We start from the raw sequence: 20,360 nt of genomic DNA, 5'->3' as shown, positions 1-20,360 counted from the left end.
CCGGCTTCGTCGCGTCACGAAAATCGTTGGAGCACAGCAACATTTGCGGCCACGCCCGCAAGAGGCCGGACCTGCGGCTTCGCGACATTTGAGAAGTCTATGAACTCCGTGACAAGCGCATATGTGCTTTGCGAGAATTCGAGAACATGACTGTTATGTCGGGATACGCGGGTAGCCAGCGTCCGCGTCAAGCCATCCTCGGACAGCTGCCCAGGATCTATCGTGCCGACGGATCACCGATCCGGGTTTTGCTGGTGGACGACGAGCCGGCGCTGACGAACCTGGTCAAAATGGCCCTGCACTACGAGGGTTGGGTGGTGGAGATCGCCCACAACGGGCGCGAGGCGCTGGCCAAGTTCGACCGGGTCACCCCTGACGTGCTGGTTCTCGACATCATGCTTCCCGACATGGATGGCCTGCGCATTCTGCAGCGGATCCGCGAGTCCGACGCCTACACACCCACGCTGTTTCTGACCGCCCGCGATTCGGTCATGGACAGGGTCACCGGCCTGACCGCGGGCGCCGACGACTACATGACCAAGCCGTTCAGCCTCGAGGAGCTGGTCGCCCGGCTTCGCGGGTTGCTGCGCCGCTCCAGCCAGTTGTCCCCACCGGCCGCCGAAGCGCTCAAGGTGGGCGACCTACGACTGGACACCGCCAGCCGCGAGGTCACCCGCGACGGCGCGCCGATATCGCTGTCGTCGACCGAGTTCGAGCTGCTGCGTTTCCTGATGCGTAATCCGCGCCGAGCGCTGAGCCGCACCGAGATCCTCGACCGGGTCTGGAACTACGACTTCGCCGGGCGCACCAGCATCGTCGACCTCTACATCTCGTATTTGCGCAAGAAGATCGACTCGGGCCGGGAGCCGATGATCCACACCGTCCGTGGTGTTGGATACATGCTGCGGCCGCTGGAATGACGGGCCAACGAAACACTCCTTTCTGGTTACCCCGGTCACTGCGCCGCCAATTACTGATCGGCGTATTGGCCGTTGTCACAGTGGTATTGGTGTCCGTCGGCGTGGTCTCGGTACTTAGCCTGCGCGGCTACGTCACCGCGATCAGCGATGCCGACGTCGCCGAATCCCTCGACGCGTTGAGCAACTCGTACACCCGATACCAGAACGGCGAACACACCTCGGCGCACCGCGGCCGTCCGCCGGTGGACCAGGCGATGCTCGAATTCACCGGGCAAACGCCGGGCAACCTGATCGCCGTCCTGCACAACGGCACCGTGATCGGCTCCGCGGTGTTCTCCGAGGACGAACCAAAACCGGCCCCGCCCGACGTCATTGACGCGATCGAATCGCTGTCCTGGGCCGACGCGCCACCCCGTACGGTACGGCTCGGGAGCCTGGGCGCCTACCGCGTCGATAGCCTCCGCGAAGGATCCGACCTGCTGATCGTCGGGATGTCGGTGAGGCTGGCCGACCAGATCATGGCCCGCAAATACATCACCACGAGCCTGCTGATCGCGGCTGCCCTGATGATTACCGCGGGGCTCACCGTCTGGGTGGTGGGCTACACCCTTCGTCCACTGCGCCGCGTCGCGGCGACGGCCGCCGAAGTCGCCGCGATGCCGCTCACCGGCGACGACCATCGGATCAGTGTCCGAGTCCGCAAGGAAGACACCGACCCGGACAACGAGGTCGGGATCGTCGGACACACCCTAAACCGGTTGCTGGACAACGTGGATAGCGCGCTGGCGCATCGCGTCGATTCCGACATGCGCATGCGGCAGTTCCTCACCGACGCCAGCCACGAGCTGAGAACGCCGCTGGCGGCGATTCAGGGTTACGCCGAGCTGACCCGCCAGGACAGTTCGGCGTTACCGCCGACCACCGAGTACGCGCTGGCCCGCATCGAGTCCGAAGCACGCCGGATGGCGTTGCTCGTCGAGGAGCTGTTGCTGCTTTCCCGCCTGGGCGAGGGCGAGGATCTGCAGAACGAGGACGTCGACCTGGCCGAGCTGGTCATGAACGCGGTGAACGACGCCGCGGTCGCCGCGACGACGCACCGCTGGCTCAAAGACCTGCCCGAGGGACCGGTCTGGGTCCGCGGGGATCATGCCCGATTGCATCAATTGGTCAGCAACCTGCACAGCAATGCCGGGTTGCACACGCCGCCCGGCGTCACGGTGACCACCGCGATCACCTGCCAGCGCAGCGATCCCGGCGCACCGTACGTGGAACTCACCGTTGCCGATGACGGGCCCGGCATCGACGCGGATCTGCTCCCCCGGCTGTTCGAGCGATTCGTCCGGGCGAACACGTCCCGGTCCGACGACTCGGGCATCGGCCTGGGCCTGGCCATCGTCAGTTCGATCGTCAAGGCCCATCACGGCTCGGTCAGTGCCGAATCCGCCAACGGCCGAACGGTCTTCCGGGTGCGGCTGCCGATGATCGACGGTCCGAGCACCGGCTGACGCAGATCGGTGAGACGCCCGCCACACGCCGGGCGGGCAATGGTCAACAAGACCGCAAAAGTTGCGGTCAAGACGTAAAGAAAGCGTTAAGGGCGAACGCCGCGGACCGCAATCGAGCCTAGCCTCAAACCTGCCCTCCTCACCCGAGGTCAGGTTACTGTTGCCCGAGAACGATCAGGCATCAACGGGTCATCGAACGAAAGACAAAAATGTCTGTGGTCATTTACCTCTTGCTGACTGTGGCGATCTTCGCCGCGCTCGGCTTGACGCTGAGGCTGGGATCGTGAGCACCGCAAACACGGTGGGCCTCATCCTGTCCATCCTGATAGCCCTGCTACTGGGGGCCGCCCTGATGTACCCGGAGCGGTTCTAATGAGCGGCACGGCGGCGGGTGTGGTTTTCCTCGTCCTGCTGATCGTCGCGCTGGCGGTTGTTCACGTACCGCTGGGCGATTACATGTATCGGGTCTACAGTGCCGAAAGACATTCGCGCACTGAGAAATTCATCTATCGCTTGATCGGCGCCAACCCCGACTCGGAGCAGACGTGGAAAACGTATGCCCGCAGCGTGCTGGCCTTTTCGGCGGTCAGCGTCGTGTTCCTGTTCGTCTTGCAACTCGTGCAGGACAAGCTGCCGCTGCATCTGCAGGATCCGGGCACCAAGATGACACCGGCGCTGGCATGGAACACCGCGATCAGCTTCGTCACAAACACCAACTGGCAGGCCTACTCTGGCGAGTCGACGATGGGCCACCTGGTCCAGATGGCCGGCCTGGCGGTACAGAACTTCGTCTCCGCAGCGGTCGGTATGGCCGTCGCCGTCGCGCTGGTCCGCGGGTTCGCCCGGCACCGCACCAACGAATTGGGCAACTTCTGGGTGGACCTGACCCGCGGCACGCTGCGCATCCTGTTGCCGATCTCGATCATCGGCGCGCTCGTCTTGCTGGCCGGCGGCGTCGTCCAGAATTTCCACCTCAACGACCAGGTCGTCACCACGTTGGCCGGTGCCCCGCAGACCCTGCCCGGCGGTCCGGTCGCCAGTCAGGAAGCTATTAAGTTGTTGGGCACCAACGGTGGTGGCTTCTACAACGCCAACTCGGCGCACCCATTCGAGAACGCGACCGCGTGGACCAACTGGGTCGAGATCTTCTTGTTGCTGGTCATCAGCTTCTCGCTGCCACGCACGTTCGGCCGCATGGTGGACAGCAAGAAGCAGGGCTACGCGATCGCCGCGGTGGTCAGCGTCCTGGCCGTCCTGTCCGTCACGTTCATGATGCTGTTCCAGTTGCAACACCACGGCACCGTTCCCTCGGCCGTGGGCGCCTCGTACGAGGGCGTCGAGCAGCGCTTCGGGGTCGCCGACTCCGCGGTATTCGCCGACGCGACCACGCTGACCTCAACCGGCGCAGTCGATTCCACGCACGACTCCTACACCAGCCTGGGCTGCATGATGACGATGTTCAACATGCAGCTCGGTGAGGTCGCGCCCGGTGGCACCGGCTCGGGCCTGTACGGCATCCTGATCCTGGCGGTCATCACGGTGTCCGTCGCCGGCTTGATGGTCGGCCGGACGCCGGAGTACCTGGGCAAGAAGATCAATCCGCGCGAAATGAAGCTGGCTTCAGCCTATTTCCTGGTCACGCCGCTCATCGTCTTGCTGGGCACCGCGATCGCGATGGCGCTGCCCGGCGAGCGTGCCGGGATGGCCAACAGCGGGCCGCACGGCCTGTCCGAGGTGCTCTACGCCTTCACCTCCGCCGCGAACAACAACGGTTCGGCTTTCGCCGGCCTGTCCGCCAACACGGTCTGGTGGAACACCGCTCTGGGCCTGGCGATGGCCTTCGGCCGATTCCTACCGATGGTTCTCGTTCTCGCGCTTGCCGGTTCGCTGGCACGCCAGGGCATGACGCCCGAGTCCAGCGGCACCCTGCCCACCCACAAGCCGCAGTTCGTCGGACTGGTGGTGGGCGTGACCGTCATTCTGGTTGCCCTCACCTTCCTGCCCGCGCTGGCGCTCGGGCCGCTCGCCGAAGGGATTCGCTAAAAGTGACTACTACCTTGGATTCCCACACCCGCCGACGTACCTCCCACGCGCCCGGCGACAAGCTTCAGGGCGGTCTGCTCGACCCCGCCCTGCTGCTGAAGTCGCTGCCGGACGCACTGCGCAAGCTCGACCCTCGCACGCTGTGGCGCAACCCGGTGATGTTCATTGTCGAGATCGGTGCCGTCTGGTCGACGGTGCTCGCGTTCGGCGACAGCACCTGGTTCAGCTGGCTCACCGTGTTCTGGTTGTGGCTGACAGTGTTTTTCGCGAACCTGGCCGAGGCGGTGGCCGAGGGGCGCGGTAAGGCGCAGGCCGACACGCTGCGCAAGACGAAGGCCGACACCATTGCGCACCGGCTCAGCGATTGGAAGCCGGGCGCCGAGGGAACCGTCGAAGAGATCGCCGCGCCGTTGCTGCAACAGGGTGACTTCGTGGTGGTCGTCGCGGGTCAGGTTATCCCGGGTGACGGCGACGTCGTCGAAGGCATTGCCTCGGTTGACGAATCGGCCATCACCGGCGAATCCGCTCCGGTGATCCGGGAATCCGGCGGTGACCGCTCGGCAGTGACCGGTGGGACAACCGTGCTGTCGGACCGCATCGTCGTCAAGATCACCCAAAAGCCGGGCGAGAGCTTCGTGGACCGGATAATCGCGCTCGTCAAGGGCGCGAACCGGCAGAAGACGCCGAACGAGATCGCGCTGAACATTCTGCTGGCGGCGCTGACGATCATCTTCGTGTTCGCCGTCGCCACACTGCAGCCGCTGGCGATCTACTCCAAGGCGAACAACCCCGGAGTGCCCGACACCCAGGCTCTCGACGCCAACGGCATCAGCGGCATTGTTCTGGTCGCGCTGCTGGTGTGCCTGATTCCGACCACGATCGGCGCGCTGCTGTCGGCGATCGGCATCGCCGGCATGGACCGGCTGGTGCAGCGCAACGTGCTGGCCATGTCGGGCCGCGCGGTCGAGGCGGCCGGAGACGTCAACACGCTGCTGCTGGACAAGACCGGAACGATCACGCTCGGGAATCGCCAGGCGTCGGAATTCATTCCGGTGACCGGGGTGACCAGTGCGGACCTGGCCGACGCCGCGCAACTGTCCAGCCTCGCCGACGAAACCCCGGAGGGCCGTTCGATTGTCGTCTACGCCAAAGAGGCTTACGGCCTGCGCGCACGGACACCCGGGGAGCTGACCCACGCGACGTGGGTGGAATTCACTGCGCAAACCCGGATGTCGGGAGTCGACATCGATGGACGGCAGCTCCGCAAGGGCGCGGCCAGCTCGGTCTCCGAGTGGATCCGCGGTAACGGCGGCAACGTTCCGACCGAACTCGGTGAGATCGTCGACGGCATCTCGGCAGCCGGCGGAACCCCGCTCGTGGTCGGACAGGTCGAACGCGGCGGAAGCGCCGCAGCAGCTCGAGTGCTCGGCGTCATTCACCTCAAAGACGTGGTGAAGCAGGGCATGCGCGAACGGTTCGACGCGATGCGCCTGATGGGCATCCGGACCGTGATGATCACCGGCGATAATCCGTTGACCGCCAAGGCGATCGCCGACGAGGCCGGCGTGGACGACTTCCTCGCCGAGGCCACGCCCGAAGACAAGATGATGCTGATCAAGAAGGAGCAGCAGGGCGGGCGCCTGGTGGCGATGACCGGTGACGGGACTAACGACGCCCCGGCGCTGGCGCAGGCCGACGTCGGGGTGGCGATGAGCACCGGCACCTCGGCGGCCAAAGAGGCCGGCAACATGGTCGATTTGGACTCCGATCCGACCAAGCTGATCGAGATCGTGGAGATCGGTAAGCAATTGCTGATCACCCGCGGCGCGTTGACGACCTTCTCGATCGCCAACGACATCGCCAAGTATTTCGCGATCATCCCGGCGATGTTCGTCGCGCTCTTCCCGGGCCTGGATTTGATCAACGTGATGCGGCTGCACAGCCCGGAATCGGCGATCCTGTCCGCGGTCATCTTCAACGCGATCGTCATCGTCGCCCTGATTCCGTTGGCGCTGCGCGGTGTTCGGTATACGCCCAGCCGCGCTTCGAAACTGCTGAGCCGCAATCTCTACATCTACGGCCTGGGTGGCATCGTCGCCCCGTTCGTCGGGATCAAGCTCATCGACTTACTGGTTCAACTGCTTCCCGGGATGGCCTGAGATGAACATCGCCAACACGCTTCGTCAACACTGGGCCGCGCTGCGCGCGCTGCTTGTCTTCACCGTGATCCTGGGATTTGGCTACCCACTGCTGATCTGGTTGGTGGCCCTGATCCCGGGCCTGCACGACAAGGCGGAGGGCTCTATTCTCACCGCCGGCGGCAAGCCGATCGGCAGCGAGCTGATCGGTCAGTCGTTCACCGACTCGTCCGGCAACCCGCTGCAGAAATATTTCCAAAGCCGTCCCTCAGCCGCGGGCAGCAACGGTTATGACCCGACGGCGAGCGGCGGCAGCAACCTTGGGCCTGAGAGCACTGTCGACACACCGGGCGATCCGGCCAAACTGGCCTCCGGGGCCAGCGCATCCGACGCCGGATTCAAGCCGAGCCTGCTGACGCAGGTGTGCTCGCGCAGCGTGGCGATCGGGCAACTCGAAGGCGTCGACGGGTCGCGCCCGTTCTGCACCGGCGGCGGCGTCGGAGCGGTGCTGTCGGTGATCGGCCCCCGCGATGCACGCGGCTACGTCGTCCACCCGACCCGCGTGGTCAGCGTCAACGAGCCGTGTGCGACGACCAAACAGCCCTTCCTGGACCTCTATGAAGGTATCCGGGTCGAATGCGCGAAGTTCGGCGACGACTACTCGGCCGGGCAGATCGTGCCCATTCGCGGTGCCGCCCCGAGCAACCCGCAGGTGCCCGCAGACGCGGTCACCGCCAGCGCTAGCGGCCTGGATCCGAACATCTCGCCGGCCTACGCCGAGATTCAGGTCGCGCGGGTGGCCAAGGCGCGTCACGCGAGCCCGGACCAGATCCGGGCGGTCCTCGCCAAATACACCGACGGCCGACCCCTGGGATTCTTCGGCGAGCCGACGGTCAATGTCCTGCAACTGAATCTAGAACTCGACCACCGGTTTCCGGTCACGGGCTAGCGATTCGGGGGGATGATGGGTGACGTGAGCGTCGCGGACCACCATCCCAAGCGCGGGGAGCTACGCATCTATCTCGGTGCGGCTCCGGGTGTCGGTAAGACGTACGCGATGCTCGGTGAAGCACACCGGCGCCTGGAGCGTGGCACCGATCTGGTTGCCGCGGTGGTCGAGACCCATGGCCGCGCGAAAACCGCTCAGATGCTGGAAGGCATCGAGATCATCGCGCCGCGTTTTATCGAATACCGCGGCGGCAGCTTTCCCGAACTCGACGTGCCGGCCGTGCTGGCACGGCGTCCCCAGGTCGTTCTGGTCGACGAACTCGCCCACACCAATACACCGGGAAGCAAGAACAATAAGCGCTGGCAGGACGTCGAGGAGTTGCGCGACGCCGGGATCACCGTGATCTCCACGGTCAACATCCAGCATCTGGAAAGCCTCAACGATGTCGTCGCGCAGATCACCGGAATCGAACAGAAGGAGACGATCCCGGATTCGATTGTGCGAGAAGCGTCGCAGGTCGAACTCATCGACATCACGCCGGAGGCGCTGCGGCGCAGGCTCTCCCACGGCAACGTCTACGCCTCGGAGAAGGTCGACGCCGCGTTGTCGAACTACTTCCGACGCGGAAATCTCACCGCGCTGCGGGAATTGGCGTTGCTATGGCTGGCCGACCAGGTCGATACCGCACTGGCTAAATACCGCGCCGAGAACAAGATCACCGATATGTGGGAGGCGCGCGAGCGCGTCGTCGTCGCGATCACGGGTGGACCCGAGTCGGAAACTTTGGTACGCAGGGCATCCCGGATCGCGTCGAAATCCAGCGCCGAGCTGATGGTCGTACACGTGGTTCGCGGGGACGGGCTGGCCGGCCTGTCCGAGACTCGCATGGCCAAGATCCGCGACCTGGCGAGCAGCCTGGATGCTTCGGTGCACACCGTCGTCGGCGACGATGTACCCACGGCGCTACTGGATTTCGCCCGGGAGATGAACGCGACCCAACTGGTCATCGGGACATCCCGCCGATCGCGGTGGGCGCGGATATTCGAGGAGGGCATCGGCACCACCGTTGTCCAGCAGTCGGGCAAGATCGACGTGCACATCGTCACGCACGAGGAATCCAAACGCGGCTTTCGCCTGGCGTCGTTGGCGCCGCGCGACCGACGCATCGCGTCCTGGCTGGCCGCGGCCATCGTCCCGTCGGCCATCTGCGCGGTCACCGTGACGGTGCTCGACTCGTATCTGGACACCGGCGGGGAGAGTGCACTGTTCTTCGTCGGCGTGTTGCTAGTGGGCCTACTGGGAGGCGTTGCGCCGGCGGCTCTTTCGGCGGTGCTGTCCGGCCTGCTGCTGAACTACTACCTGATCACACCGCGGCACAGCTTCACGATCGCCGAACCGAACAACGCCATCACCGAACTGGTGCTGCTGCTGATCGCCGTCGCGGTCGCGGTGGTGGTCGACTTCGCCGCCAAGCGGGCCCGGGAAGCCCGGCTGGCCTCGCACGAGGCCGAATTGCTCACGCTGTTCGCCGGTTCGGTACTGCGCGGCGCCGACCTCGAAACGCTGCTCGAGCGGGTGCGCGAGACGTATTCGCAGCGCGCCGTCAGCATGCTGCGCGAGCCCGGCGACGAGGAACGGGCTAACGGCAAAAAGGCCCACATCATCGCCTGCGTCGGCAAAGATCCTTGCGTGACCGTCGATTCCGCCGACACCGCGATCGAGGTCGGTGACGACGAGTTCTGGATGCTGATGGCGGGGCGCAAGCTTTCCGCTCGCGATCGCCGGGTGTTGACCGCGGTGGCCAAGCAAGCGGCGGGTCTTGTCCGCCAGGGCGAGCTGGCGGAGGAGGCCAGTCGCACCGAGGCCATCGTGCGCGCCGACGAGCTGCGCCGCTCGCTGCTTTCAGCGGTCAGCCATGACCTGCGCACACCGTTGGCCGCGGCCAAGGTCGCGGCGTCGAGTTTGCGTGCCGAGGATGTCGCGTTCTCCCCCGAGGACACGGCCGAACTGCTGGCCACGATCGAGGAGTCGATCGACCAGCTCACCGCATTGGTGGGCAATCTACTCGATTCGTCGCGGCTGGCCGCCGGCGTGGTTCGCCCGGACTTGCGCCAGGTGTATCTGGAGGAAGCGGTACAACGCGCACTGGTCAGTATTGGCAAGGGCGCCACCGGCTTCTACCGATCGGCGATCGACCGCGTCAAGGTCGACGTGGGTGCCGCCGTCGCAATGGCCGATCCCGGGCTGTTGGAACGGGTGCTGGCCAACCTGATCGACAATGCGCTGCGCTACGCGCCCAACTGCGTGGTCAGGGTCAACGCGGGGCGGGTCGGCGATCGGGTCCTGATCAACGTCATCGACGAAGGCCCCGGCATCCCGCACGGCGGCGAGGATCAGCTCTTCGAGCCGTTTCAGCGGCTCGGCGATCACGACAACAGCACCGGCGTCGGACTGGGGATGTCGGTGGCCCGCGGCTTCGTCGAAGCCATGGGCGGCAACGTCCAGGCCGGCGATACTCCCGGGGGTGGCCTCACCGTCGTCGTAGACTTGGCGGCACCGCCGCAACCGATTGGTGTCCAATGACCCGCGCCGGCGACGATGCAGAGCGCAGCGATGAGGAGGAGCGGCGCCCATGACGCGAGTCTTGGTGATCGACGACGAGCCGCACATCCTGCGCGCGCTGCGCATCAACTTGTCGGTGCGCGGCTACGAGGTCGTGACCGCGGCAACCGGTGCCGGCGCCCTGCGCGCCGCGGCCGAGCACAAACCCGACGTGGTGATCCTCGATCTCGGTCTGCCCGACATCTCGGGTATCGAGGTACTCGCCGGTCTGCGGGGGTGGCTGACGGCGCCGGTGATCGTATTGTCCGCGCGCACCGATTCCTCCGACAAGGTCGAGGCACTGGACGCCGGGGCCGACGACTATGTGACGAAACCGTTTGGAATGGACGAGTTTCTGGCCCGGCTGCGCGCCGCGGTGCGCCGCAATGCCGCGGCCTCCGAGGTGGACGAGCCGGTGATCGAAACCGACGCATTCACCGTCGACCTGGCCGCCAAGAAGGTCACCAAGGGCGGCGCCGAGGTACACCTCACCCCGACCGAGTGGGGCATGCTCGAAGTGCTGGTGCGCAATCGCGGCAAGCTGGTCGGCCGCGAGGAATTGCTCAAAGAGGTGTGGGGGCCGGCGTATGCCACCGAAACTCATTACCTGCGTGTGTATCTCGCTCAGCTGCGGCGCAAACTCGAAGACGACCCGTCGCATCCCACACACCTGCTGACCGAATCGGGCATGGGCTACCGCTTCGAAGGCTGAGTGTCCAGCCACGGTGTCGAGTGTGCGTCAAGGGTTTTGAGTGCGCGCCCGCGGCGGGAATTCGGCCCAAATGTCGCCCGGGACGCACGCTCAAAGCGAACGCTTGGCGGGCCCGCGCGAACGGCGCTACGGCGCGATCGACAGCACGATGCCGTCGAGGATGTCGTGCTCGCTGACGGTCAGCTCGTCGATGCCGGCCCGGGCGCGCAATTCCCGCGCCAGCTCCTGCACCACGATCGCGCCGCCACCGATCACGTCGACCCGACCCTCGTGCATCGGGGGCAGCGCCGCGCGCTGGGCTCGCGTCATGCCGATCAGCCGCTCACACACCGCTAGCAATTCGTCCCCGGGCACCCGCGAAAGATGAATGGCCGCAGCATCATACGCACTCATGTGATGGGCCAGCGCCGACAGTGTGGTCATTGTGCCAGCCAGCCCCACCCAGGTCCGGGCTCCCTCGACGGGCACGGTCCGCAACGCGGGTTCGAGCCGTTCGCGTACGAACCGGCGCGCCGCGTCAACTTCCTGGACCGTCGGCGGGTCGGAGTGCAGGCAGCGTTCGGTCAGGCGCACGCAGCCGATGTCGGCCGAGTAGCTGGCCACTACCTCGTCGGCACCCAGCACAATCTCCGTGGAGCCGCCGCCCAGGTCGACGACGACGAAAGGCCCACGGGCACTGTCCAATTCGCCCACCGCGCCGCGAAAGGACAGCTCGGCCTCTTCGGCTCCGGTGATTACCTCGGCGACAGCGCCGGACAGCACGCCGCCCAGCACGCCGGCCGTCATCGCAAAGAAGTCGTCGCGGTTGCTCACGTCGCGGGCGGCCGAGGTGGCCACCATCCGGACCCGCTCGACGCGATGGGTTTTCATCAACTCCGCGTAGTCGACCAGCGCGACCCTGGCCCGCTCGATCGCCTCCGGCGCGAACTGGCCCGTGGCGTCCACGCCCTGGCCCAACCGGACGATCCGCGTCTCACGGTGCAGGTCGCGCAGCTTCCCATCGCCGACGTCGGCGATCAGCAATCGAATCGAGTTGGTGCCGCAGTCGACACCGGCCGCTCTCAACGCCACAACTCACCATCCAGTACCCCGGCCATCGCCGGCTCGCCGGCCAGCAGCGCCACCGCCTCGTCCCCGAAGGGATTGACTCCGGGCCCCTTGGCCAGCGAGTGGGCGATCAGCACATGGAGGCATTTGACCCGGTCCGGCATGCCGCCGCCCGAGAACGCGGTCCCGAGCGGTTCGATCGCATCGCGCTCGGCCAGATAAGACTCGTGCGCGCGCCGATAGGCGGCGGCCACGTCGGCGTCAGTGCTCAGCCGCTCGGTCATCTCCCGCATCAGCCCCGTCGTCTCCAGCCGGCTGGCGGCCGCGGTCAAAAGCGGATGCGTCAGGTAGTACAGCGTCGGAAAGGGCGTTCCGTCAGGAAGTTTCGGTGCGGTCTTCACCACGCCGGGCTCGCCGTTGGGGCATCGGTAGGCGATCTCCAGCACACCGCGGGGCTCGCGTCCGAGCTGGCGTGCCACCGCTTCCAGGTCGGCACGATCAACCACCGGGCGTCGTGGGCTTCGGTGATTCCGGCGGGGCGGGCTGCCCGGGTTCGGCCGGCGGCGGAGCCGGGGCGTCGGCCGGTGGCAGGTGCGGGGCATCGGCGATGGTGTGCCACAGCGAGGAGTACCACGGCGCGTTGTTCGCCGGCTTCGCCGCCTCGGCGCCCGGTTGCGGCGACGCCGCCGCGGCCGCCGGCAGCTGGACCTGGAACGGCGTATCCCCCGGCATCACGAATCCCAGCCGTTCGCGAGCCTGTGCCGCAATGTAAGCCGGGTCGGCGAGCTTGACCTTCTTCTGCTCGAGCTCGGCGATCTGGCGGCGCAGCGCGGCCTCGCTGGCCGTCAGCTGTGCCATCTCGGTGCGCTGCGCGAAGTACGTACGCACCGGGCCCGCGATCGTCAACGTCAGCACGCAGACCACCGCGGCCAGCACGGCCGCGCGCCGCGCGGTGAAGCCCAGCCGTTGATCCGACCGCTGCTCGACGGACTCGGCGATCTGGCGCTTGATGGGTTCGACGATGTGCTCGGCGGTCGTCCGGGCCGCCGCGGCGTTCTGCGCGAGTTTCGACGTGCGCGACGACGGCTTGGACGACGGCTTGGCGGCCCGACCCCGCCGGACCGAACCGCCGGCCTTCCCCGGGCGCGATGCCGGGGAGCGGCGTTTCGGATCTGGCCGTTTGGCGTCGGGCATCGAAACCTAGCGTTTCCCGTTGACTGTCAAGCTATTTCACATCCAGTGCGTAGCGCGGGAAGGCCAGATCACCGGCGTAGCGGGCCGCGTCGCCCAGGGCTTCCTCGATGCGCAACAGCTGGTTGTATTTGGCGACCCGCTCGCTGCGGGCGGGCGCACCGGTCTTGATCTGCCCGCTGCCGACCGCAACCGCGAGGTCGGCGATCGTGGTGTCTTCGGTCTCGCCGCTGCGGTGACTCATCATCGTGCGGTAGCCGCTGTGGTGCGCCAACGCGACGGCGTCCAGCGTCTCGGTCAGCGTGCCGATCTGGTTCACCTTGACCAGCAGCGCGTTGGCGGCGCCGCGTTCGATGCCTTCTTCAAGCCGCTCCGGGTTGGTGACGAACAGGTCGTCGCCGACGATCTGGACGCGATCGCCGATGGCCGTCGTCAACGCCACCCAACCGTCCCAGTCGTCCTCGGACAGCGGATCTTCGATCGAGACCAGCGGGTAGGAGTCCAGCAGACCCGCGTAGAACTCCGACATCTGCTCGGCGCTGCGAGTTTCCTTCTCGAAGCTGTAACCCGTTCCGTCGGTGAAGAATTCGGTCGCGGCCACATCCAGTGCCAGGGCGACGTCGGTGCCCGGCTTGAGGCCGGTCGCGTCGATCGCCGACAGGATCAGGTCGAGCGCTGCCTTGGTGCCGGCCACGTCGGGCGCGAAACCGCCCTCGTCGCCCAGCCCGGTCGAGAGGCCCTGCTTCTTGAGCACCGACTTCAGCGAGTGGTAGACCTCGGCACCCCAGCGCAGCGCCTCCTTGAAGCTCGGCGCGCCGATCGGCGCGACCATGAACTCCTGGACGTCGACCCCGGCGTCGGCGTGGGCGCCACCATTGAGGATGTTCAGCATCGGCACCGGCAGGATGTGCGCGTTCGGGCCGCCGAGATAGCGAAACAGGGGCAGCTCGGCCGAATCGGCGGCCGCCTTGGCGACGGCCAGCGACACACCCAGGATCGCGTTGGCGCCCAGCCGCGACTTGTCCGGGGTGCCGTCGAGGTCCACCAGCGCCTGGTCGACCAGTCGCTGGTCGTCGGCGGCCAGGCCGATCACGGCCGGGCCAATCTCGTCGAGTACGGCCTGCACCGCCTTGTCCACGCCCTTGCCGCCGTAGCGATCGCCGCCGTCGCGCAGCTCGACGGCCTCGTGCTCCCCCGTCGACGCGCCGGATGGCACCGCCGCCCGGGCGAAGGTTCCGTCGATCAGGGCTATCTCGACCTCGACGGTCGGGTTACCTCGGGAATCGAGGATCTCGCGGGCCCCGACCTGCTCGATAATCGGCACTAGGATCTCCTTGCCTGAACGTGTTTAGTGTGCGGATGCTTGCCCCGGCCGGCCTTTAGCGTAAAGCCTGGCTCAGCGATTCATCCTGCTACAGCGGGTGACCCGCCGCATACGCGGTGGCCCAGTCGCGGACGGCGCGCGCATAGACACCGGAGTTGTTGTAGGCCCGCAGCGCGGTGACCCATCCCCGGGCCGTCGCGAGATCCTTTCCACGCCAACACAAGTAACCCGCCGCCGCCAGCGCCGCGTCGTCGATGTTGTCGGGGCTGAGGCGGCCGTCGTTGTGGGCGTCGACCCCGTACAACCGCCAGGTCTCGGGAATGAACTGCATCGGGCCCATCGCGCGGGCTATCGCGGGCTGACTGTCGGTGGCGTCCTGCGCGGCGTCGACAATGCGCAGGTTGCCCCCGCTGCCGTCGAGCTGCACACCCCGGATGGGCGGGTTCACATCCCCGTTCGGCGACAGCGTCGCGCCCCGGTAGGTGCCGTGATGGCTCTCGACCTGCCCGATGCCCGCTAGGGTGGTCCACGCGATATGGCACTTCGGGTTTTCCACCTCGGCGACCCGGGCGGCATAGGCGTAGGCCTCCAGCGCGATAACCGGGATCTCCAAGGCCGCGGCGCGGGGCAGCGCCCAGGCCCGCAACTGGTCGGCGGGCCGGCCGCTGGCGTGAGTGTTCACCGGGGGCACGGGATCCCCGAACGGCGGCGGCACGCCGGCGGGGATGAAGAGGCTCAGTTGCCAGGTACAGCTGGAGGCCATCAGCATCGCGGTCGCGCCAATCACGGCGGCCGCCCGCAACCAACGCCTCGGCGACACCACGTTCCCCTTAACTTCCCCTACACAAACGTCACCCACTGATTATCGTCCCATGACCTTTCGCCGTGACCAGCTACGTCGCGCCGGCAGAACCCGGTTTCGGCCGATTTGTCGCTTAGCTGCCGCCTGCCGTGGCTAGCAAAACGCAAACGATGCCGAGCACTCGGAACCACCAACTGACAAGCCAGATTACCCGTCATGACCGCGCAAAATGGCAAACATCGTGACGATCGCTGATAAGCAATTCCGCGACCGCGATCTAAATCGGCATCAGCCTCGGTCTCGGCTGCGCTTGGCGCCTTTGCCGGACTTCTTGGACTCCTTGCCGGACTCGCCGTCGGTCTCGTCGCTGCCGTCGTCCTTGGCTTCGTCTTCGTCATCGTCGGACTCGTCTTCGTCGTCGTAGTCATCGGGCTCGTCGAGGTCGACGTCGGGTGCCGCGTCAGATGGCCAGTGCTCGCGCCACTCGTCCTCGGTGACCTCGCCCAGCGGAGCCACGTCGAACTCCTCGGGCACGCTGTCGCCGCGGCGCGTGGCCGCGATCGAGCGCTCCACCGCGCGGACCGTGTCCACGAACTCCAAAACCGCTGTGCGCAGAAAGCTTTCCGCGTCGACGTCGCTGCGCACCGTGACCGAGGTGATCTCGGCGGGAATCAGGTCGGCGGGCAAACCGGCGGCGTGCGCGCGCTGCAGCACCTTCTGCGCGAGCGCCAACGACGGCTGACCGGTATGGACGTCGTCCATCACCGAATTGCGGGGTTTTTCGGCGGCCTTACGCTCTTCCCATTGGGCCAGTTGCTCTTCGAGTGAAATCGATTGGCCCGCAAGCACTCCCGGCACGCGGTTGCCAAGCTTGCGCATCAGCGTGGCCGCGACGTCGTCGATGTCGAACGGGAACTGCCGGGCCTCCTCGGCGATGCGGGCGTGGAAAAGCACCTGCAGCAACACATCACCCAGCTCTTCGCACAGCTGGGCGGCATTGCCGCTGCGGACGGCGTCGAGCAACTCGTAGGTCTCCTCGAGCAGGAACCGGCGGAGCGAGTCGTGGGTTTGCTCGCTTTCCCATGGTCCCGCGGTGCGCAGTTTGTCCATCATCGCCACGGCGTCGACCAGCCGCTCACCGCGCGGCGTGTCCGGCGCCGAGATCAACCGGGCGCCCGCGGCAAGCCGCGCGGTCACCGCGGGATGGTCGGGGTCCGACGACAGCAACACCGGCGCGTCATCCCCGGTGTCCACCGGACGCGCCGACGACAACGACCAGGGCACCGCGACGGGCATCTCCTCGGTGTATTGGATCTCACCGGTGAGGTACTCGATCGCTTGCAGAGGCACCAGCGATGGACGGCGGGGGTCGAACAAGACGACGATCATGGCGCTTGTCGCTCCTCCCTCGTCATCGCCGAACCCGATGGTCCGACCGTTCAGCCGGCCGACTTGCGGCCCGCATCGTCGTCGCGTGGCGGTGACGAACTCGTTATACCAATTTCTTGCTGCGGCTTTCCTTGCAGGGCCGTCACCAAGTTGGCCACCATCTGCACCAACTCGACGTCGCGCAGCCGCGGCGCGCCTAGCCCACCCGAGGAGCCGCCGGCTCGCGGTATCGGAACCTGCACCGTGGACGTGGTGGCGCGGTAGCTAGCGGCCGGATACATCCGCTTGAGCCGCACCTGCGCAGAATCTAACAGCGTGATCGGCGACAGTCGCACCGTCGCCGCGGATGGGGCCGATACCTCGGTGATGCCGGAGGCGCGGCACAGCAGCCGCAATCGCGCCACGGCAACCAGCCGCTGGGCCGGTTCGGGCAGTGCCCCGTAGCGGTCGGTGAGCTCCTCCACGACGGCATCGACGGCCGCGTCGTCGGATGCGGCGGCCAGCCGCCGATAGCCCTCCAGCCGCAGCCGATCACTGGCGATGTAATCCGGCGGCAGGTGAGCGTCCACCGGTAAGTCGAGCCGCACGTCCTTGGGTTCTTCGGGGGCGAGCACCGTGTCACCGTCGGCGGCCGCCTTGTACGCCTCGACAGCCTCGCCCACCAGCCGCACGTACAGGTCGAAGCCCACCCCGGCGACGTGCCCGGACTGCTCGACGCCCAGCACGTTGCCGGCGCCCCGAATCTCGAGGTCCTTGAGCGCGACCGCCATGCCGGCACCCAGCTCGTTGTTCTGCGCGATGGTCGCCAGCCGGTCGTAGGCCGTCTCGGTCAGCGGTACCTGCGGCGGATAGAGGAAGTAGGCGTAGCCGCGTTCACGGCTGCGGCCGACCCGGCCCCGCAGCTGGTGCAGCTGCGACAGCCCGAAGGTGTCGGCCCGCTCGACGATCAGCGTGTTGGCGTTGGAGATGTCCAGGCCGGTCTCCACGATCGTGGTGCACACCAGGACGTCGTACTCGCGATTCCAGAACCCCTCGACGGTGCGTTCCAGCAGGTCCTCGGGCATCTGACCGTGCGCGACGACGACGCGCGCCTCGGGCACCAGCTCGCGCACCCGCGCGGCGGTGGCGTCGATCGAGCTGACCCGGTTGTGCACGTAGAAGGCCTGCCCGTCGCGCAGCAGCTCGCGGCGCAGCGCGGCGGCGATCTGTTTTTCCTCCTGCGGGCCGACGTAGGTCAGCACCGGGTAGCGCTCTTCGGGCGGCGTCAGGATCGTCGACATCTCACGGATCCCGGCCAGGCTCATCTCCAGGGTGCGCGGGATCGGGGTGGCGCTCATCGTCAGGACGTCGACGTGGGTGCGTAGCGACTTGATGTGCTCCTTGTGCTCGACGCCGAAGCGCTGCTCCTCGTCGACCACGACCAGGCCCAGGTCCTTCCACCGCACCCCGGTCTGCAGCAGGCGGTGGGTGCCGATCACGACGTCGACCGACCCGTCGGCCAGGCCGTCGATCACCGTGCGGGATTCGCTGGCGTCGGTGAACCGCGACAACCCCTTGACGGTCACCGGGAAGCCGGCCATCCGATCGGTGAACGTCTGCAGGTGCTGGTCGGCCAGCAGCGTGGTCGGCACCAGCACCGCGACCTGCTTGCCGTCCTGCACGGCCTTGAACGCCGCGCGCACCGCGATCTCGGTCTTGCCGTAGCCGACGTCGCCGCAGATCACCCGGTCCATCGGGATCGGCTTTTCCATGTCGGACTTGACCTCGGTGATCGCGGTCAGCTGGTCGACGGTCTCGGTGAAGCCGAACGCGTCCTCCATCTCGGCCTGCCACGGGGTGTCCGGCGCGAACGCGTGCCCGGGGCTGGCCTGCCGCTTGGCGTACAGCGACACCAGCTCGCCGGCGATCTCGCGCACCGCCCGGCGGGCCTTGGTCTTGGTGTTGGTCCAGTCGCTGCCGCCCAGCTTGCTCAGCGCCGGCGCCTGCCCGCCGACATATCTGGAGAGCTGGTCCAGCGAGTCCATCGGAACGTAGAGCTTGTCGGCCGCCTGCCCCCGCTTGCTGGACGCGTATTCCAGCACCAGGTACTCGCGCCGGGCGCCGCCGACGGTGCGTTCGACCATTTCTACGAACCGCCCGATGCCGTGCTGGTCGTGCACCACCAGGTCGCCGGCGGCCAGAGCCAGCGGGTCGACGGTGTTGCGCCGCTTGGCGGCCAACCGCTTGCCTTCCGGGGAGGTGGCCCGGTTACCGGTCAGGTCGGTCTCGGTGATCACCACCAGGTTGGCGGGATCGCCCGGCACTATCAGGCCGTCGTGCAGCGGCCCCTTGAGCACCCCGACCACACCAGCCTTGGGCGCGGCGCCGCACTCGAGCATTGCGGCGGGGGTGTCGGACTCGGCCAGCCGCTCCACCACGCGATGGGCGGTACCGGTTCCGGGCGCGACAACCACTGCGTAGCCGCCGGTCAGGACGTGTGCGCGCAGCATCGCGAAGATGCTCTCGATGTCGTGCTGATGGCCACGCGCCGACGGAGCCGCCCGCACGTCCAGCTCGACGGCCGCCTCGTCGGACAGCTGGCTCAGCGTCCACCACGGGTGACCGGCGGCGGCCGCCGCGGCCGCGACGTCGTCCAGCTCGGCGAAGCCCGAACCGCCCAGCTGTTCCACATCGACCGGCGCGTCCGTGCCCATCGCCGCGACCGACCAGGACGCCTCGAGGAATTCGCGGCCAGTCTTGATCAGGTCCGCAGCGCGGCTGCGCACCTTCTCCGGGTCGCACAGCAATACCGGTGTGCCCTCGGCCAGCTGATCGGTCAGCAGCGCGTGATCGTCGGGCCGTAGGACGGGAAGCAGCGCTTCCATCCCGTCGACCGGGATGCCTTCGGCCAGCTTGGCCAGCATGTCGGAGACGCTGCCGGTGATCGCCCCCTCGGTCACCGGGTGGCGCGCGAGCAAGTCGGCGGCCCGTGCCCGCACGTCGTCGGTCAGCAGCAGCTCGCGGCATGCGACCGCGACGAGCGTGTCGACCTCGATCTCGGGGATGGAACGCTGATCGGCGACCGCGAACATCCGCATCTCGCTGACCTCGTCGCCCCAGAACTCGACGCGCACCGGGTGTTCGGCGGTGGGCGCGAAGATGTCGAGAATGCCGCCCCGGACCGCGAATTCGCCGCGCCGGCCGACCATGTCGACGCGGGTGTAGGCCAGTTCGACCAGCCGGGCGATCACCGCCTCGAACTCGACTTCCGCACCGACGCTCAACGTGACCGGCTCCAGCAGGCCCAGCTGCGGCGTCATCGGCTGCAACAGCGAACGGGCCGCGGTCACCACCACCTGCAGCGGCGGACCGAGCCGTGCGTCGTCAGGGTGCGCCAGCCGGCGCAGCACCATCAACCGGGTGCCGACGGTGTCGACGCCCGGCGAGAGACGTTCGTGCGGCAACGTCTCCCAGGACGGGAAAACCGCCACCGCGTCGCCGAACACCCCGCGCAGTTCGGCGCTCAGGTCGTCGGCTTCGCGGCCGGTGGCGGTGACGACCAGCAGCGGACCCCGCCGCGCCAGCGCGCTGGCCACGAACACGCGCGCGCTGGCCGGGCCGACCAGGTTCAATTCGGCCGGCGCGGCGGCCGCGTCCGCGGCCAGCTGTTGGAAGGTGGGCGCCGTCAGCGCTAATTCAACGAGCCCCGCGATCGGGGTTCCTGGGCGAGCAGGCCCCGGTGCGGTCATGATGCACCCAT

At 67.2% G+C, this 20,360-nt stretch carries 15 protein-coding genes; 8 read left to right on the top strand and 7 right to left on the bottom strand.

From position 1 onward, the window contains the following. Positions 1-146 precede the first annotated feature (146 nt). From G6N54_RS24470 to G6N54_RS24435, 8 genes are all read left to right on the top strand, one after another. Positions 147-920: a response regulator transcription factor gene (locus G6N54_RS24470; RefSeq protein ID WP_163792782.1), complete on the top strand. Its 774-nt coding sequence runs from the start codon at positions 147-149 to the stop codon at positions 918-920. Next, positions 917-2,425 (top strand): sensor histidine kinase, encoded by a 1,509-nt coding sequence (locus G6N54_RS24465; protein ID WP_163792780.1) that lies wholly within the window; start codon positions 917-919, stop codon positions 2,423-2,425. Before G6N54_RS24470 ends, G6N54_RS24465 begins: the two co-directional genes overlap by 4 nt. Before the next feature lie 283 nt (positions 2,426-2,708). Then, on the top strand, positions 2,709-2,798 hold the full coding sequence (locus G6N54_RS30785) for a potassium-transporting ATPase subunit F (RefSeq protein ID WP_163792778.1): 90 nt from the start codon (positions 2,709-2,711) through the stop codon (positions 2,796-2,798). Next, complete coding sequence (gene kdpA, locus G6N54_RS24455) at positions 2,798-4,468, top strand: potassium-transporting ATPase subunit KdpA (RefSeq protein WP_163792776.1); 1,671 nt, start codon at positions 2,798-2,800, stop codon at positions 4,466-4,468. The genes G6N54_RS30785 and kdpA overlap by 1 nt, the downstream gene beginning before the upstream one ends. A 14-nt stretch (positions 4,469-4,482) precedes the next feature. Further along, positions 4,483-6,627 carry a potassium-transporting ATPase subunit KdpB gene (gene kdpB / locus G6N54_RS24450; RefSeq protein ID WP_276056154.1) on the top strand — a complete coding sequence of 715 codons (2,145 nt, stop codon included), beginning with the start codon at positions 4,483-4,485 and terminating at the stop codon, positions 6,625-6,627. Position 6,628: 1 nt separating this feature from the next. After that, positions 6,629-7,555 (top strand): potassium-transporting ATPase subunit C, encoded by a 927-nt coding sequence (locus tag G6N54_RS24445; RefSeq protein ID WP_163792773.1) that lies wholly within the window; start codon positions 6,629-6,631, stop codon positions 7,553-7,555. A 12-nt stretch (positions 7,556-7,567) separates the two neighbouring features. Next, positions 7,568-10,138, top strand: a complete 2,571-nt coding sequence (locus G6N54_RS24440; protein WP_163792771.1) for a sensor histidine kinase — start codon at positions 7,568-7,570, stop codon at positions 10,136-10,138. Positions 10,139-10,187: 49 nt separating this feature from the next. Beyond that, on the top strand, positions 10,188-10,868 hold the full coding sequence (locus G6N54_RS24435; protein WP_163792769.1) for a response regulator: 681 nt from the start codon (positions 10,188-10,190) through the stop codon (positions 10,866-10,868). A gap of 126 nt (positions 10,869-10,994) precedes the next feature. On the opposite strand, the gene G6N54_RS24430 is transcribed toward G6N54_RS24435, so the two are convergent. From G6N54_RS24430 to mfd, 7 genes are all read right to left on the bottom strand, one after another. Further along, complete coding sequence (locus G6N54_RS24430; protein WP_163792767.1) at positions 10,995-11,939, bottom strand: Ppx/GppA phosphatase family protein; 945 nt, start codon at positions 11,937-11,939, stop codon at positions 10,995-10,997. Then, the gene (locus G6N54_RS24425; RefSeq protein WP_163792765.1) at positions 11,930-12,421 is read right to left on the bottom strand and encodes a DUF501 domain-containing protein; all 492 of its coding nucleotides are present in this window, start codon (positions 12,419-12,421) and stop codon (positions 11,930-11,932) included. Before G6N54_RS24425 ends, G6N54_RS24430 begins: the two co-directional genes overlap by 10 nt. Next, the gene (locus G6N54_RS24420) at positions 12,414-13,109 is read right to left on the bottom strand and encodes an FtsB family cell division protein (protein WP_163792763.1); all 696 of its coding nucleotides are present in this window, start codon (positions 13,107-13,109) and stop codon (positions 12,414-12,416) included. The genes G6N54_RS24425 and G6N54_RS24420 overlap by 8 nt, the downstream gene beginning before the upstream one ends. Before the next feature lie 31 nt (positions 13,110-13,140). Beyond that, entirely contained in the window at positions 13,141-14,430 is a 1,290-nt protein-coding gene (gene eno, locus G6N54_RS24415; protein WP_163792762.1) for a phosphopyruvate hydratase, read from the bottom strand. Positions 14,431-14,518: 88 nt separating this feature from the next. Further along, entirely contained in the window at positions 14,519-15,250 is a 732-nt protein-coding gene (locus G6N54_RS24410; protein WP_163792760.1) for a lytic transglycosylase domain-containing protein, read from the bottom strand. 270 nt (positions 15,251-15,520) lie between these two features. Continuing rightward, complete coding sequence (locus tag G6N54_RS24405) at positions 15,521-16,621, bottom strand: nucleoside triphosphate pyrophosphohydrolase (RefSeq protein WP_163792758.1); 1,101 nt, start codon at positions 16,619-16,621, stop codon at positions 15,521-15,523. 50 nt (positions 16,622-16,671) lie between these two features. After that, a complete protein-coding gene (gene mfd, locus G6N54_RS24400) occupies positions 16,672-20,349 on the bottom strand; it encodes a transcription-repair coupling factor (RefSeq protein WP_163792756.1) in 3,678 nt (1,225 codons plus the stop codon). Positions 20,350-20,360: the final 11 nt, after the last annotated feature.

It is taken from the genome of Mycobacterium stomatepiae, assembly GCF_010731715.1.
GTDB lineage: Bacteria > Actinomycetota > Actinomycetes > Mycobacteriales > Mycobacteriaceae > Mycobacterium > Mycobacterium stomatepiae.
The sequence above is the reverse complement of the archived record's forward strand: the minus strand, read 5'-3'. Positions and strand labels throughout refer to the sequence as shown.